Consider the following 16081-nt stretch of genomic DNA (forward strand, 5'->3'; position numbering starts at 1 on the left):
AAGGAGATGTTGAGCATAGGCAGAAGAAAAGGCGTTATGTCAGAAGGCTTTAAAGAAGAACTTGCGAAAGAGCTTGGATTTTACGATGTTGTTCAAAAAGAAGGCTGGGGTGGAATTAAAGCTCGAGACGCTGGCAATATGGTAAAGCGGGCAGTTGAAATTGCACAGCAAAGTTTTCTGAATAAATGATCCACCTTTTCACTTTATTCAGGTGAACGTGATAATATACGCTACTGCACTTATGTATTAGGGATGGTCAATTATCTACAACTAAATGGAACACTGCGGTATGCCAGAGCTTAAGGCTCTGGCATTTTTTTATTGAAGTAAGAGCTGCTTGGCTTTATTTAGCTCGTAGTTATAGAAATAAGTACCTTCCATTTTTAAATTTTTGCCGAGAAAGTTTAGTTCAAAAGGTCTTACTTATGCTCTTTTGTGGTAAAATAGGACAAAAAATGGAGACGTTTGAATTAACTAAAGTAGGTGGACATGTTGAGACTTTTAGTAAAGGCACCGGCTAAAATCAATTTATCCTTAGATGTTTTACATAAACGTGAGGATGGCTATCATGAGGTTGAAATGATTATGACGACGATTGATTTGGCAGACCGCCTCGAATTAACTTTATTAGAACAGAATGCAATTAAAATAACATCTCTAAACCGGTTCGTACCTGATGATCAGCGTAATTTAGCTTACCAAGCAGCACAGCTTTTAAAAGAGCGGTTTAATGTTCAAAAGGGTGTATCGATGACGATCGAAAAGATTATCCCTGTTGCTGCAGGTTTGGCAGGGGGAAGCAGTGATGCGGCGGCTGTTTTACGAGGATTAAATAAATTATGGGGTCTAGGGCTGACGATTGATGAATTAGCTGAAATAGGAGCGGAGATTGGATCAGATGTTTCATTCTGTGTATACGGGGGGACGGCGCTTGCAACAGGAAGAGGAGAAATTATCACAAAGCTTCCTGCAGCACCAACTTGCTGGGTCATATTAGCTAAGCCGTTTATTGGAGTTTCGACTTCTGATGTGTATCGTAGATTGAACGTAAATACAGTGAAGCATCCGAACACAGAAGCAATGATAGAAGCAATTGAATGTGGAGATTACAAAAGCGTATGTAGTCATGTCGGGAATGTATTAGAAGAAGTTACGTTTCAAATGCATCCTGAAGTTGCTCAAATAAAGGAGCAAATGAAACGTTTTGGTGCAGACGCTGTCTTAATGAGTGGCAGTGGACCAACTGTTTTTGGATTAGTTCACCATGATTCAAGAATGCAAAGAATTTATAATGGGTTAAGAGGATTTTGTGATCAAGTTTTTGCCGTGAGATTAATTGGTGAAAGACATAAGCTTGATTAGATCCGGATAATAATGGTATATTATCGATAGAATTTTCGGATTTATTTGGGGGTCCTATAAATGAAGTTTCGTCGAAGTGAACGATTAATAGATATGACGAATTATTTACTAGAACATCCTCGTCAATTAGTCTCATTAACCTTTTTTTCAGAAAGGTATGGAGCGGCTAAATCTTCAATAAGTGAAGATTTAGCTATTATTAAAGAGACTTTTGAGCAAAGGGATATTGGTACATTGCAATCGGTTGCAGGAGCGGCAGGCGGTGTTAAGTTTCATGTTAAAGTAACGGAAGTTGAAGCAAGGCCTGTTATTACGGAACTTTGCAGCCTTATCGCTAATCCTGAACGGCTATTGCCAGGCGGTTATTTATTTATGACTGATATTTTAGGCGATCCTGCTATTGTAAGACGTGTAGGAAGATTATTTGCCTCCGCCTTTGTTGATGCTGAAATCGATGTTGTCATGACTGTTGAGACAAAGGGGATTCCTTTAGCTTATGCTGTAGCAAGCTATTTAAATGTACCAGTCGTCATTGTAAGGAAAGATAGCAAGGTGACAGAGGGCTCAACTGTTAGTATTAACTATGTTTCAGGATCGACTAAAAGAATTCAGACGATGCTGCTTTCGAAGAGAAGCTTAGCAGAAGGCTCTAAAGTTTTGATCGTTGATGACTTTATGAAAGCCGGTGGAACCATTAATGGGATGGTCAGTATGCTAGAGGAATTTAAAGCTTATGTAGCCGGAATTGCTGTTTTAGTCGAGGCTGAAAAGGCTGATGAACGCCTTGTCGATGAATATTTATCTCTTGTTCGTCTTTCTGACGTAGATGTGAAAACAAAACAAATTAAAGTTAGTGAAGGAAATTACTTTAACATAATGAAAAAAAATTGATAATTTTTTTAGGGGGGAAATTCAATGAAAATCATACAAACAAATGAAGCTCCAGCTGCGATCGGTCCTTATTCTCAAGGGATCACTGTAAATAATATGTTTTATAGCTCAGGCCAAATTCCATTAACAGCTGAAGGAGTAATTGTTGAGGGAGATGTACAGGCACAAACCCATCAAGTATTCAAAAATCTTCAAGCTGTACTAAAAGAGGCAGGTGCTTCTTTAGAAACGGTTGTTAAGGCAACTGTATTTATTAAAAATATGGATGAATTCGCAGCAATTAATGAAGTGTATGGGGAATATTTCCACACTCATAAGCCAGCACGATCCTGTGTAGAAGTGGCTCGGCTACCGAAAGATGTATTAGTAGAAATTGAAGTTATCGCACTTGTTCAATTATAATTGGAAAAAAACTCGTCATTAGGCGGGTTTTTTTGTTTTTATTTATAACTAACATTATTAAGCATCTATGTATCTAAAGGCGTATATAATAGTGTTTATATAGTCATAATGAATTAGTGAGTAATCATATGGTCTTATTTTATAACCAAATAATTCTAAAAAAATTTCCAATTAAAGAAGGAGAAATTAAAATGATGTTGAATCTATTAATTTAGGTATGCATCTTCTAGCAAAGGTGGTGAACAGGATGGAAGTAACTGACGTAAGACTACGCCGTGTTAATACAGATGGTCGAATGAGGGCAATTGCATCGATTACATTAGATCATGAATTTGTTGTTCATGATATACGCGTTATTGATGGAAATAATGGATTATTTGTTGCAATGCCTAGCAAACGCACTCCTGATGGGGAATTCAGAGATATTGCTCACCCTATTAATTCAGGAACGCGGGGGAAAATTCAAGAAGCTGTATTAAATGAGTACCACCGGTTAGGTGAATTAGAAGTTGAATTTGAAGAAGCTGGAGCTTCTTAAAAAAATAAAAGCAACTAGGGCCTACTTCAAAAGTAAGGCTCTTTTTTAATTCCAGTAATGCTTCGTTTAGCGTTAAGTTTGGCTCATTCCTCTTTTGTTCCTCTTCCTTATTTTCTTCACAGAAATGAATAATCGTAATAAACATATTTTTAATATAATAACAAAATAATGTAGTTTTTTTGGATTCCTTGAAATGAGCTGATTTTTAAGATATATTTTTAATGGATAAAAAGGTAATGGAGGCCGTTTAATGGATAATCGTTATGCAGTCATTTTAGCTGCGGGCCAAGGGACAAGAATGAAGTCTAAGCTTTATAAAGTCCTACATCCTGTGTGCGGAAAGCCGATGGTTCAGCATGTAGTTGATCAAGTTTCATTGCTTAGCATAGAAAAAATTGTGACAATAATTGGTCACGGTGCAGAACAAGTTCAGGCTCAGCTTGGAGAAAAAACTTTGTATGCTCTTCAGGAAGAGCAGCTAGGAACTGCTCATGCTGTTATGCAAGCGAAGGAAATTCTTAATGGGAGAGAAGGTGTTACGATTGTTGTTTGCGGTGATACACCGCTCATTCGTCATGAAACAATGGAAGCCCTTTTAAAACATCATGAGGCCTCTGCTGCAAAAGCTACAATCTTAACTGTCATGGCAGATGATCCAACAGGCTATGGTCGTGTTGTTCGAAATGAAAACAATCATGTTGAAAAAATCGTCGAGCATAAAGATGCAACAGATGAGGAGCGGAAGATTCAAGAAATCAACTCTGGAACGTATTGTTTCGATAATAAGAAGCTGTTCGAAGTCTTAAATCGAGTAACAAATGATAATGTTCAAGGAGAGTACTATTTACCAGATGTTATTGAAATTTTGAAAAAAGATGGAGAAATAGTAACCGCCTATCAAGCTGATGAATTTGAGGAAACGCTCGGTATAAATGATCGAGTGGCCTTGTCAGAGGCTGAACGAATTATGAAGAAACGAATAAACGAACAGCATATGCGCAACGGGGTTACCATTATTGACCCAATAAACACATACATTGGCCCAGATGTGATAATTGGTCAAGATACGACATTGCACCCAGGAACTACTCTTTCAGGACCTACATCTATTGGTGCGAATTGCCATATCGGCCCGTATAGTCAAATTGAAGATTGCATGATTGGTGAAAACACAATTATTCGACAATCAGCTGTATTTGATAGTCAAATTGGCTCAAGTGTACAAATTGGTCCATTTGCTCATATTCGTCCGAAATCAGATATTCATGATCATGTTAAAATTGGTAATTTTGTTGAAGTGAAAAAATCTGTCTTTGGAGAAGGAAGTAAAGCTTCCCACCTTAGTTATATCGGTGATGCGGAAGTCGGTCGTGATGTGAACATTGGCTGTGGTACAATAACAGTAAATTATGACGGCAAAAACAAATTTCTAACAAAAATTGAAGATGGTGTTTTTGTAGGCTGTAATTCAAATCTTGTAGCCCCTGTAACAATTGGGAAAAATGCATATGTTGCAGCAGGCTCAACGATTACTGAAGATGTTCCTGGGGAAGCGTTATCAATTGCTAGAGCCCGTCAAGTGAACAAAGAAAACTACGTAGCAAAATTAAACTTAAAGAAATAAAGCAATTGGAGGATAACATGTCAAATCAATATTTAGATCCGAATTTAAAGGTTTTTAGTCTGAATTCAAACCTTGATTTAGCTAGGGAAATTGCAAAGGTAATTGGTGTAGAATTAGGAAAGTGTACAGTTCAGCATTTTAGTGATGGAGAAATTCAAATAAATATTGAAGAAAGTATTCGTGGTTGTGACGTATATGTCATTCAATCTACAAGTTCTCCAGTAAATGAACATTTAATGGAACTGTTAATTATGATTGATGCGTTAAAACGTGCTTCTGCAAAAACAATTAATATTGTGATGCCTTATTATGGCTATGCACGCCAAGATCGGAAGGCAAGATCACGTGAGCCAATTACAGCAAAATTAGTAGCAAACTTACTTGAAACAGCAGGAGCTACTCGTGTGATAACACTTGACCTGCATGCACCACAAATCCAAGGATTTTTTGATATACCGATTGACCATTTAATGGGTGTACCTATTTTATCAGACTACTTTAAAAGTAAGGCAATGAATAAAGATATTGTTATTGTTTCTCCAGATCATGGCGGTGTAACTCGTGCTCGTAGAATGGCAGAGCGCTTGAAGGCTCCAATTGCAATTATTGACAAACGTCGTCCAAGACCGAATGTAGCAGAAGTCATGAATATTGTTGGTAATATTGATGGAATGGTTGCAATATTAATTGACGATATCATTGATACTGCTGGAACGATTACCCTTGCAGCCAATGCACTCGTTGAACATGGTGCATCTGAAGTGTATGCATGTTGTACACACCCAGTTCTATCGGGGCCAGCTATTGAGAGAATCCAAAACTCTTCCATAAAAGAATTAGTTGTAACGAATTCAATTGCACTTCCAGAAGAAAAGAAAACTGGAAAAATTGTTCAATTATCAGTTGCTCCATTAATTGCGGAAGCGATTATTCGTGTTCACGAGCATCAGTCAGTAAGTAAATTATTTGATTAATCATGTAATATGCGGTTTAGGCACCATGCTTAAACCGCTATTTGTAGTTTGTCCAAAACATACAGTTGGCGTTTCTGTCATTCTTTTCATTTTAATGATATAGTTGATATTGTTAGAAGGTTTAGACTCCCCCCATTTAGGGCATTTTTATATAGAGTCTGTAATTAATGTAATAAGGAAAGGGGACCTACTTATGACAACAGTATTACAAGCAAAGGAAAGAAAAGAATTTCGAGGATCTACTTTAACGCGTATTCGCCAAGAAGGAAATATTCCAGCAGTCTTCTATGGAGCAAAACTAGAAAGTAAGCCAATTTATTTTAGTGAGAAGGATTTTACACAGCTCATCAAAAAGGTTGGTAGAAATGGAGTTATCTCTTTAGATTTAGACGGTGTTAAGCACAATGTTGTTTTGAGTGACTATCAGGCAAATCCGTTGAAAAACGAGATTATTCATGCGGACTTACTTGCTGTTGATATGTCACAGGATATTACCGCAAATGTACGCCTCGTTCTAGTAGGTGACGCTCAAGGAGTGAAGGACGGCGGTGTTATGCAGCAGTCGGTACATGAGGTTTCTGTAACTGCCAAGCCAGATCTCATTCCACAATCTATTGATGTAGACATATCAAATCTTCTAGTTAATGAAACGATTTCGATTGCGGATTTGAAAACAAGTCATGAAATTGTTATTAATCATGAGCAAGAAGAAGTGATTGCCTCGATCCTTCCACCTAAACAAGAGGTAGAAATTGATAGTGGGGAAAAGCAAAATGAAGGCACACCAGAGAATGAAGAAGGAAGAGAAACACAATCAAGTGAGGAATAATTTCCTCTATAAATAAACATGAAGGGTCTGGCTTAGTCAGTCCCTTATTTTAAATTGCATAAGAAAAAGCTAAGGCATTCGCTGAGAGGACTTGGCGAATGCCAAGTTTTTCTGAATAAGTAACCGCTGTTAAAAGGAAATGTTAATTTGGCAGAGGAAATAGATAAGAAAGTATTAGTTCCGAAAGCGGTGAGAAAATGAAGTTAGTTGTTGGACTAGGGAATCCTGGTAAGCAATATGAAAAAACAAGACATAATATTGGTTTTGAAGTGATCGATGCACTTTCGGAACGATTAAACATCCCTCTTAATCTGGCAAAGTTTCAGGGAGTGTATGGGGTTGGCCATATTCATGGGGAAAAGGTTTTTTTGTTAAAGCCATTAACATATATGAATTTATCTGGTGAGTCCATTCGTGCCATGATGGACTATTTCGAAATCAATGATGACGAACTTGTTGTCATTTACGATGATTTAGATCTGCCTGTCGGTAAAATTAGACTGCGGCAAAAAGGCAGTGCAGGTGGACATAATGGCATTAAGTCTACAATTGCTCATCTTGGTACACAGGAGTTTAACAGAATTAGAGTAGGCATTGATCGTCCACCAAGTGGAATGAAGGTTCCTGATTATGTATTAGGACGTTTTTCTAAGGAAGAGCAAGAAGCGATGAGTGAGGTAATTCCAAAGTGTGCGGCTGCATGTGAGGAATGGGTTTTGAAACCATTTTTACAAATAATGAATGAATATAATCAGTAACCTACATATCTTATTTGCTTTTTCATAAAGATAAGTTAAACTGAATAATTTTATCCCCTCATGTTCATACTATTGTTATTCGAATGGGAACGATGATGGGGGGCGTTATATAAATGGCAATACAATATATTTGCCGTCATTGTGGAATAGAAATAGGGAAAATTGAGAGCAAGGATATGTATTCAGAAAGTCTTGGCTTTCATACGTTAAATGACGAAGAGCGCATGGAAATGATATCATATGATCAAACTGGTAATCTTCAAGTTAAAGCAATATGTGAGGACTGTCATGAGCTGCTTCAGCGTAATCCTGAGTATCATCAGCATGACTTTTTGATTCAATAACAGGCTTTGGACGACAATCCAAAGCATTTTTCTGTTGAAATAACAAATTTTCAACTTTGAAGCTAGACAACTATCTAGTTCTAGCGCTTTTCTAGAGAGATAAGAGGTATAAAATTTTTGAAGTTAGAGAACTGTCTAGCTCCAGCGCCTAGCGCCTAGCGAACTTCCCTCCCCCTCCTACGATAAGTCAACATCGACTCGCTACACTCGTCGTGTTTCCTTTATCTCGTCGGGGTCAGTCCAGTTCGTACGTCGCTGAGCAAGGCGCTTGCGCTTTTCTAGAGAGGAGGTTAGTGATGTTAGGACTTAAACAGAAAATAAGCCAGCAGGATGATTTTCGCTCTCTTTTAGCTGGTATTAATGAAGGGCTTAAGGAACAGCTCATATCAGGATTATCAGGTTCAGCACGCACAATGTTCCTTGCGGCTGTTTATGAGCAAACACGTAGGCCATTGCTTGTCGTTACGCATAATCTTCTTCAAGCACAAAAGCTTTATGATGATTTTGTTCAATTGCTAGGAGAAAGTGAAGTGCTTTTATATGCGGCAAATGAATTGATTGCGGCAGAGATTAGTATTGCCAGTCCGGAACTCAAAGCTCAACGTATTGACGTATTAAACTATTGGAGTAAGAATCAAAATGGAATTATTGTTGCTCCAATGTCTGGTTTGAGAAAAATCCTTCCCCCATCATCTTTATGGAGAAATTGCCAATTAACCTTAAAAGTAGGGGATGAATTTCTTGAAGAGCAATTAATGAACTTTGTTCGGATGGGCTATTCGCGTGTAGGTATGGTTTCGTCTCCAGGAGAATTTAGTGTGAGAGGCGGAATTATTGATATATATCCGTTAACTGAGCAGGATCCGATCCGGATAGAGTTATTTGATACAGAAGTAGATTCGATTCGTACCTTTTCAATGGATGATCAACGTTCAAAGGCAAAATTATTGGAGGTTACAATCGGACCAGCCACAGAGTATCCTTTAGATATTGAACATTTTCATACAATTATTGAAAATGTTGAAATCGGTTTAGGGCATAGCTTGAAAAAGCTGAAAGATGAGAAAGCAAAAGCTCAATTAGCTCAAAATATTGGCTATGAGCTTGAGCAACTAAAAATGGGCAATAAGCCTGACCAACTATTCAAATACCTTTCCTTCGCCTATAAGGGAGGAAATAGTTTAGTAGACTATCTTCCTCATAATGGACTCATTTTTATCGACGAGATTAGCAGAGTTCAGGAAATGAATGATTCTCTCGAAAAGGAAGAAGCCGAATGGTATACTAATTTATTAGGTGAGGGACAAATCATTCATGATGTGAAAATCTCTCATCATTTACGGGAGTTTTTGCAAAGAAGAAAGCAGCCTGTTATTTATTTGTCATTATTTTTAAGACATGTTCCAAATACGAATCCAGAAAATATTTTAAACATTTCCTGCAAACAAATGCAGAATTTCCATGGGCAAATGAATGTGCTCAAAGGTGAACTTGAACGTTGGAAAAAAGGGAACTATTCTGTTGTTTTTTTAGGACCAGATGAAGAAAGAGTTAAGAAATTAATGCGAGTTTTAGAAGACTATGAAATCGAAGCAACATTTATTAGCGAAGAACAGTCTCTTCTTATCGGAAAAAATCAAATAGCTGAGGGGAATTTGCACACAGGTTTTGAACTTCCTAGTTTAAAAATAGCTGTTATAACGGAAGAAGAGCTTTTTAATAAAAAGACAAAAAGAAAGACTCATCGCCAAAAGCTATCGAATGCCGAACGTATTAAAAGCTATTCAGAGCTTAAAGTTGGTGATTATGTTGTTCATATTAACCACGGTATTGGGAAATATTTAGGGATTGAGACGCTTGAAATTAATGGTGTCCACAAGGACTATCTTCATATTCGCTATCAAGGAAATGACAAGTTATATGTCCCTGTTGAGCAAATTGAACTTGTACAAAAGTATGTTGGCTCTGAAGCGAAAGAACCCAAAATTTATAAGCTTGGTGGAAACGACTGGAAGAGAGTAAAGAAAAAAGTTGAATCATCCGTTCAAGACATTGCCGATGATTTAATTAAGCTTTATGCAGAGAGAGAAGCGATGAAAGGGTATGCATTTAGCCCAGATGGCGAAATGCAGCGCGACTTTGAAGCATCATTTGCCTATCAAGAAACAGACGATCAAATTCGTTCCATTCATGAAATTAAAAAGGATATGGAAAGAGAGCGTCCAATGGATCGTTTGCTTTGTGGTGATGTTGGTTATGGAAAAACAGAGGTCGCTATTCGTGCAGCCTTTAAAGCGATTGCTGATGGAAAGCAGGTTGCCATTCTCGTTCCGACTACGATTCTTGCCCAACAGCACTATGAAACAATGCGTGAGCGTTTTCAAGATTTCCCTATTGAAATTGGTTTATTAAGTCGTTTTAGAACGAGAAAACAACAAACAGAAACAATTAAAGGGTTAAAGACAGGAACGATTGATGTAGTTGTTGGGACCCATCGAATTTTATCAAAAGATGTATCTTACCGTGATTTAGGCTTGCTTATTGTTGATGAGGAGCAGCGATTCGGTGTAACGCATAAAGAAAAAATTAAACAACTGAAAACAAATGTGGATGTGTTGACTCTCACGGCTACACCGATACCGAGAACACTTCACATGTCTATGCTTGGTGTACGAGATTTATCTGTCATTGAGACACCTCCCGAAAATCGTTTTCCTATTCAAACCTATGTGATGGAGTATAATGGTGGGATTGTTCGTGAGGCCATTGAGAGAGAGCTTGCAAGAGATGGGCAAGTATATTTTCTATATAACAGAGTCGAAGATATTGAACGAAAAGCAGAGGAAATTTCGATGCTTGTTCCAGATGCTAGGGTAACCTATGCTCATGGGCAAATGTCTGAAAATGAATTAGAGGCTGTTATGTTAGGCTTCCTTGCTGGAGAATTTGATGTACTTGTTAGTACAACGATTATTGAGACTGGTGTTGACATCCCTAACGTGAATACATTGATTGTGCATGATGCGGATCGAATGGGACTTTCACAGCTTTATCAACTGCGAGGCAGGGTCGGACGGTCAAATCGAATTGCTTACGCTTATTTCACGTATCGAAAAGATAAAGTATTGACGGAAGTTGCCGAAAAGCGACTTCAAGCCATTAAAGAATTTACTGAGCTTGGATCAGGCTTTAAAATTGCAATGCGTGATTTAACGATTCGAGGAGCAGGAAATTTATTAGGTGCGGAACAGCATGGCTTTATTGATTCGGTTGGCTTTGATTTATATTCGCAAATGTTAAAAGAAGCAATTGAGGATCGAAAAGGGAATATACATGAGGCCGCTAAACAGCAGATGGAATTGGATCTCGAGGTTGACGCATATATTCCTGATGCATACATTTCTGATGGTCATCAAAAAATTGAAATGTATAAACGGTTTAGAGGTGCAGCATCTATTGAGGATGTCGAAGAATTAAAAGAAGAAATGCTCGATCGCTTCGGGGACTATCCAGAGCAGATCGCTTATTTATTCCAAATGTCAGAAATAAAGGTTCATGGCGAACTTATCGGAATAGAGACGATTAAACAGACGAAAAATGAAGTGTTAATGCTTTTAAGTGAAGAGGCAAGCTCACATATAGATGGTCAGAAAATATTCCAAATTACAAGTAAATACGGAAGAATGGTTGGCCTTGGGATGGATGGCAAAAAACTAAAGACCGTTCTTCATATTAAAGGAATCGAACCAAGAGAATGGCTAAAGATAGCTCTTGAGATCGTTCTCGGACTGTATGAATCAAAAAAGGAAGAACAAAGCCAGCCTTAAAAAATTAGAACTGTATTGTAAAGGTTAGTTTATTTATCCAAACGTGGTAAAAATTTCACTAATGACAAAAAACTATTGAACGTGTATATTACTTTCCATATGAAAGATACTAAGTTTAAACATGGCGGTGCTTTCAATTTATCCCAGCAAAAGTTAAGGGCATTGCTAAAATAAGTAAGAATATATCTTATAATCATCAGATGAAAGTGAGGCAACATTGGATGAAAGCAACTGGTATAGTTCGTCGAATCGATGATTTAGGTCGTGTCGTCATCCCGAAGGAAATCCGTAGAACTTTACGTATTCGTGAAGGGGATCCATTAGAAATTTTTGTGGATCGTGATGGAGAAGTTATTTTAAAGAAATATTCTCCGATTAATGAGCTTAGCGATTTTGCCAAAGAGTATGGAGAGGCATTGTTTGACAGTTTAGGGAATCCGGTCTTAATCTGCGACAGGGATACCTTTATCGCAGTAGCAGGCATTTCTAAGAAGGACTATTTGAACAAGAATATAAGTGAGTTAGTTGAAAAAACGATGGAAGACCGTAATTCTGTCCTCATGAATGAGCAAAGTGAAATTTCACTTGTTGACGGAATTACAGAAGCTGCCTCTGCTTATACAATCGGACCAATTATCGCGAATGGTGACCCGATTGGATCCGTCATTATTTATGCAAAAGAAGGTACACTCGGAGCAGTTGAGCAAAAAGCAGTTGAAACTGCTGCAGGCTTCCTTGCAAGGCAAATGGAATCATAGGGACAAGCATAAGGAAAAGAGGGTGTGTAAAATTGAGATTTTACACACCCTCTTTTATATGGTTCGTTTATTTTAGTTACTCAAGGCTTTGGATTTTTTTACTCCCAATAAAGTTTTAAAGCCTTTCATGAGTGTTGAGGAAAATGCAGTTATGATCGTAACAATTCCAGCGATTGCTGTAATCGAGATAGCACCGAAATAAGTTGATAATAATCCTCCAAGTAAAATACCTATAATTACCCCTAAATTGGAAAGCATTTGTAATATTGACACAGCACGCCCTCTAATTGCATTCGGAGTAACAGTTAAAAATAATGAGCTTACTGGGATATTTAAAAATGCATTAAATAGACCAATAATTAATACCCAGCTATATAGGAAAAGCAAGCTAAACGCTTCGCCATATAAATAGATTGGCAAAATAACAATCATCCACAATCCTAATGATCCTGTTGCAAAAATAAAGAATAAACTTGGCTTAACACGTTTAATGATGGACGGACCAGTTAACGAGCCAATGATTCCTCCTACTCCCATTGCAGCACTAATTAATCCGTAATGATAACTAGATATTTTGAATTCTTGAAGAAGAATCACTTCAGAATTCGCATTAAAAATTCCTGCACAAAACATCACCATCACGATTAATAACAGCAAAAAGCGAAGTGGTGCGATTTGGAAAGTTTCGTTAACACCGATTTTTATTGATTGGATAATTGATTCCCCTGAAGAAGTAACTGACTTCGTACGTTTTTTAATATTTGCATGTTTCGCAGCGAAATAAATAAATGCTGTCGATGCCAAAAATGTAAAAATATTAATAAGTAGAATTTGAGTAGGCTGCAAAAATAAAAGCAATAATCCTGCAATAGAGGGTCCGATAATAGCCATTGCCTGATAAATGCTTTGTGAGTATCCAATTGCTTTAGCAAGCAATTCACGATCAACAATTTCTGACACAAAGGCTGATCTAGCAGGTTGATAAAATGAAGCACCGACACCTTGTAGGAAAATTAAACATATAAGAAGAACAGGATGATTCAAAGCAAATATGATGGCAACAACCGTTAGAATTTGAAACCATTCGCTAAATATCATAATGGAATGTCTTGGGAAGCGATCAGCAATTGTTCCGGAGAATAACCCAATGATGACCATTGGCACAAGCTGGGCAAATAATACGAAACTAACATAAAGAGGCTGATTTGTCGTTGTTGCGATGATGTACATCAAAAGTACAGCTGTAATACTATTTCCAAATCTTGCAGTGATTGTTGAAAATAGTAAAAGTCGATAAGGTTTATTATTTATTAAAAGTTCCTTCATGTATTATCCTCCAATGGCAAAAATGTTAGGCTTAAATGAATATATTTTGCCACTTCATTATTTTCATCACATTGATTCTCTTTCATAAATTCATAAATGCTTTTAATTTTATTTCGCAAGATATGATAATTTTCTTCACTTACATAAATGTCACTAGTCACTTGAATAATGTGATTGCTTATTTTATTTAAGTTTTGAAAATGTTCGATCGTTGTTGATAAAGAGTTGTAAGCACTTTCTTTCAAAGTGTCTTCGAACATAACACGATCAACGCCATTCAATACTCTTGAAATTTTCTCAAGTGAAATCGTTTTAGCAATAGGTTGAAAAAATTTTTGTTGGATGCCGTTTTTTAATTCTGTTTTTACAAGCACGATTAAACCAACACGCTCAAGCTCTGTTAAATGATAGCGCATTTTAGAAGGGGGGATATTAAATTGATCAGCTAACATTTTCCCGGTTTTTGGAGTGATATCCATTTCCCATAATATTTTAACTCGAAAAGGATCACTAAAGACTTTTAACTGTTCTAAGTCTTGGATATAGTAAACATCATTCATAGAATTTCATCACCAATTTATTTATACGTACAAATTTTTTTTTCAAAGTATATTTTAAAAAAGCTGTCTTATAAAATTAAGACAACTTTTATTGACTTAAAATAATCCCAGATTACTCTTCAATAATAATAATAATTATAATGATTCCACCGTTAGCTGCCATTACTATCACCTCCTAATTTATAAATATATTATCATATTATTCTCATTATTATGATATTTCTGATTAAAAACAAAAGATACGTGTTAATTCTTCATTTTAATCAAGTTTTGATGATTGTGATTTTGTATTACTTCAAAATTCATATCTAAAAAAGGACATTTAATAGGCTTTTATTTTAAATGAGTATTAATTTGACTAATTACCAACTATTGTAAATAATTAATGTGTAGAATAAACTTATGAAAGGGGACTGGTTATATGGACATAGGAAGAAGAGTTCTCTTTATAAGAAAAAAGAAAGGAGTTTCCCAGAAGGAATTAGCGAAAGCCATTATCTCGGTTAGTCATCTTAGTAATTTGGAAAGTGGCAGATACTCTGTTTCTATTGAAACCTTGCATTTGCTTAGTAAAAGATTAGAAATCCCCCCTTCCTTTTTAATGAATGAATTAAAAATGAATAAGGAATTCATTAATCTTCTAGAAAAGGCATTGGATGACATCATTTCTTCAGTTGAAAAGGGGATCGAAACGATTAATTCAATCCCTCGTCAGTTTGAAGATTTGTTTTATGAGATAAGCTATTATCTTCTCGTAGGTTGCTTGTATTATAAATCAAATAAACTTGAAAAGGCTAAATTAAATGAAGCTGAAAACTTCCCAGATCTTAGCTCTTTTATTCAGATAGAGACAACCCCAGAGTATTTTAAAAAAATCTATTTTTACTATAAGGGAATCAAGAATTATCGAAACAATCAATTGGACGCGAGTCTTAATTACTACCATCAGCTAATCGAACTCTCTTTGTCTGAACAAGTTAAGGCGGGTATTAATTATAATTTATCACTTATTTATTATAAAAAATTAAATTTGTTTAAAGCCTTGAAATATGCTGATATTTCCCTAGAAAGATACACGGATTGTGGACATTGGGAAAATGTTGTTGCCTTAAATAACTTTTTAGGAGGATTATATTCTGAAGTAAATTTATATGAAGATTCGCTTGCTCATTTAAATAAGGCATTGCATTTAGCTGAGCAATTAAAGCTAATCAAAATCGTAGCTATGACTTATCACAACAAAGGACTCCTATATAAGAGCCAGGGAATATTAAATTTAGCCATTGCTGAATTTAATAAGTCTTTAAAGTTAAAAGAAAAACATAAACTGCCCAATGTAGCATTAACGATCTTTGAAATTATTTCAGTGTATACATTATTAAATAAGCAAACACAAGTCAAAAGTCTATTAAAAAAGTGCGCGACGTATATCTCAAGTGATTATGAAAATCATAAACTGCAATCATTAAAGGCAGACAATGAATTAATAGAAGGTCGAGAAGATCATTTTGTGAAATTAAAAGAAAAAAGTCTTGAATTTTTCTTAGAGAAGGGCTTTGTCCAAGATGCAATAGGAATTAATAAGTCATTAGGAGATTATTATTTTCAAAGGAAGAAGTATAAAAGCGCAGCTTTATACTATAAAAGTGAATTAACAATAAAAAGTATGAAAGAGAGGGTTAAGTATGAATGAACGTAAACAATTAGTAAAACTATCAGTTGTGTTGTTAGTATGGGTCCTTACTGGTGAATATCAGCCAGATAGCATTGATACAATTGATATTATTTAAGCTAAGATGTGTTGGCTAGATACTTATTGACATGAATGAAATCTTAGGGTGGACTGGCTTGGAGAAAAAAATAAGCGGGTGCATAAAAGGCTGACTTT

The 16081-nt window shown here is 36.2% G+C and carries 15 protein-coding genes; 13 read left to right on the forward strand and 2 right to left on the reverse strand.

The genetic code is table 11. From position 1 onward, the window contains the following. Positions 1 to 15 precede the first annotated feature (15 nt). The 12 genes from KDN24_RS00280 (at position 16) to spoVT (ending at position 12307) form a co-directional block, all read left to right on the forward strand. Positions 16 to 189: a small, acid-soluble spore protein, alpha/beta type gene (locus KDN24_RS00280; RefSeq protein ID WP_409970783.1), complete on the forward strand. Its 174-nt coding sequence runs from the start codon at positions 16 to 18 to the stop codon at positions 187 to 189. Positions 190 to 492: 303 nt separating this feature from the next. Beyond that, complete coding sequence (gene ispE / locus KDN24_RS00285) at positions 493 to 1362, forward strand: 4-(cytidine 5'-diphospho)-2-C-methyl-D-erythritol kinase (protein WP_409970762.1); 870 nt, start codon at positions 493 to 495, stop codon at positions 1360 to 1362. A 60-nt stretch (positions 1363 to 1422) separates the two neighbouring features. After that, positions 1423 to 2253 (forward strand): pur operon repressor, encoded by an 831-nt coding sequence (gene purR, locus KDN24_RS00290; protein WP_409970761.1) that lies wholly within the window; start codon positions 1423 to 1425, stop codon positions 2251 to 2253. A 24-nt stretch (positions 2254 to 2277) separates the two neighbouring features. Beyond that, positions 2278 to 2655: a RidA family protein gene (locus KDN24_RS00295; RefSeq protein WP_409970760.1), complete on the forward strand. Its 378-nt coding sequence runs from the start codon at positions 2278 to 2280 to the stop codon at positions 2653 to 2655. Positions 2656 to 2902: 247 nt separating this feature from the next. Beyond that, the gene (gene spoVG, locus KDN24_RS00300; RefSeq protein WP_409970759.1) at positions 2903 to 3193 is read left to right on the forward strand and encodes a septation regulator SpoVG; all 291 of its coding nucleotides are present in this window, start codon (positions 2903 to 2905) and stop codon (positions 3191 to 3193) included. 250 nt (positions 3194 to 3443) lie between these two features. Continuing rightward, the gene (gene glmU / locus KDN24_RS00305; protein ID WP_409970758.1) at positions 3444 to 4817 is read left to right on the forward strand and encodes a bifunctional UDP-N-acetylglucosamine diphosphorylase/glucosamine-1-phosphate N-acetyltransferase GlmU; all 1374 of its coding nucleotides are present in this window, start codon (positions 3444 to 3446) and stop codon (positions 4815 to 4817) included. Between the two features lie 17 nt (positions 4818 to 4834). Next, the gene (locus KDN24_RS00310) at positions 4835 to 5791 is read left to right on the forward strand and encodes a ribose-phosphate diphosphokinase (protein WP_409970757.1); all 957 of its coding nucleotides are present in this window, start codon (positions 4835 to 4837) and stop codon (positions 5789 to 5791) included. A gap of 193 nt (positions 5792 to 5984) precedes the next feature. Next, the gene (locus KDN24_RS00315) at positions 5985 to 6620 is read left to right on the forward strand and encodes a 50S ribosomal protein L25/general stress protein Ctc (RefSeq protein WP_409970756.1); all 636 of its coding nucleotides are present in this window, start codon (positions 5985 to 5987) and stop codon (positions 6618 to 6620) included. A 197-nt stretch (positions 6621 to 6817) separates the two neighbouring features. Continuing rightward, entirely contained in the window at positions 6818 to 7378 is a 561-nt protein-coding gene (gene pth / locus KDN24_RS00320; RefSeq protein ID WP_409970755.1) for an aminoacyl-tRNA hydrolase, read from the forward strand. A gap of 113 nt (positions 7379 to 7491) precedes the next feature. Then, the gene (gene fin / locus KDN24_RS00325) at positions 7492 to 7722 is read left to right on the forward strand and encodes an anti-sigma-F factor Fin (RefSeq protein ID WP_491348248.1); all 231 of its coding nucleotides are present in this window, start codon (positions 7492 to 7494) and stop codon (positions 7720 to 7722) included. Between the two features lie 296 nt (positions 7723 to 8018). Beyond that, on the forward strand, positions 8019 to 11549 hold the full coding sequence (gene mfd, locus KDN24_RS00330) for a transcription-repair coupling factor (protein WP_409970753.1): 3531 nt from the start codon (positions 8019 to 8021) through the stop codon (positions 11547 to 11549). A gap of 221 nt (positions 11550 to 11770) precedes the next feature. Next, complete coding sequence (gene spoVT / locus KDN24_RS00335; protein WP_409970752.1) at positions 11771 to 12307, forward strand: stage V sporulation protein T; 537 nt, start codon at positions 11771 to 11773, stop codon at positions 12305 to 12307. A gap of 72 nt (positions 12308 to 12379) precedes the next feature. Here the strand turns inward: spoVT and KDN24_RS00340 are convergent, their stop codons facing one another. Continuing rightward, entirely contained in the window at positions 12380 to 13633 is a 1254-nt protein-coding gene (locus KDN24_RS00340; protein WP_409970751.1) for an MFS transporter, read from the reverse strand. Further along, complete coding sequence (locus KDN24_RS00345; RefSeq protein WP_409970750.1) at positions 13630 to 14193, reverse strand: helix-turn-helix domain-containing protein; 564 nt, start codon at positions 14191 to 14193, stop codon at positions 13630 to 13632. The genes KDN24_RS00340 and KDN24_RS00345 overlap by 4 nt, the downstream gene beginning before the upstream one ends. 421 nt (positions 14194 to 14614) lie before the next feature. Here KDN24_RS00345 and KDN24_RS00350 point away from each other — a divergent pair, with 421 nt between their 5' ends. Beyond that, positions 14615 to 15886: a helix-turn-helix domain-containing protein gene (locus tag KDN24_RS00350; protein ID WP_409970749.1), complete on the forward strand. Its 1272-nt coding sequence runs from the start codon at positions 14615 to 14617 to the stop codon at positions 15884 to 15886. Positions 15887 to 16081: the final 195 nt, after the last annotated feature.

Origin of the sequence: Cytobacillus sp. Bva_UNVM-123, from assembly GCF_046351715.2 — a bacterium.
Classification (GTDB): Bacteria; Bacillota; Bacilli; order Bacillales; family Cytobacillaceae; genus Cytobacillus.

Bases quoted from the DNA above. Each gene is read 5' to 3' on its own strand.
- KDN24_RS00340 (WP_409970751.1), bottom strand. From the start codon at position 13,633: ATGAAGGAACTTTTAATAAATAATAAACCTTATCGACTTTTACTATTT.
- mfd (WP_409970753.1), top strand. From the start codon at position 8,019: ATGTTAGGACTTAAACAGAAAATAAGCCAGCAGGATGATTTTCGCTCT.
- spoVG (WP_409970759.1), top strand. From the start codon at position 2,903: ATGGAAGTAACTGACGTAAGACTACGCCGTGTTAATACAGATGGTCGA.
- KDN24_RS00310 (WP_409970757.1), top strand. From the start codon at position 4,835: ATGTCAAATCAATATTTAGATCCGAATTTAAAGGTTTTTAGTCTGAAT.
- KDN24_RS00350 (WP_409970749.1), top strand. From the start codon at position 14,615: ATGGACATAGGAAGAAGAGTTCTCTTTATAAGAAAAAAGAAAGGAGTT.
- pth (WP_409970755.1), top strand. From the start codon at position 6,818: ATGAAGTTAGTTGTTGGACTAGGGAATCCTGGTAAGCAATATGAAAAA.
- KDN24_RS00345 (WP_409970750.1), bottom strand. From the start codon at position 14,193: ATGAATGATGTTTACTATATCCAAGACTTAGAACAGTTAAAAGTCTTT.
- spoVT (WP_409970752.1), top strand. From the start codon at position 11,771: ATGAAAGCAACTGGTATAGTTCGTCGAATCGATGATTTAGGTCGTGTC.
- KDN24_RS00295 (WP_409970760.1), top strand. From the start codon at position 2,278: ATGAAAATCATACAAACAAATGAAGCTCCAGCTGCGATCGGTCCTTAT.
- glmU (WP_409970758.1), top strand. From the start codon at position 3,444: ATGGATAATCGTTATGCAGTCATTTTAGCTGCGGGCCAAGGGACAAGA.
- KDN24_RS00315 (WP_409970756.1), top strand. From the start codon at position 5,985: ATGACAACAGTATTACAAGCAAAGGAAAGAAAAGAATTTCGAGGATCT.
- fin (WP_491348248.1), top strand. From the start codon at position 7,492: ATGGCAATACAATATATTTGCCGTCATTGTGGAATAGAAATAGGGAAA.
- purR (WP_409970761.1), top strand. From the start codon at position 1,423: ATGAAGTTTCGTCGAAGTGAACGATTAATAGATATGACGAATTATTTA.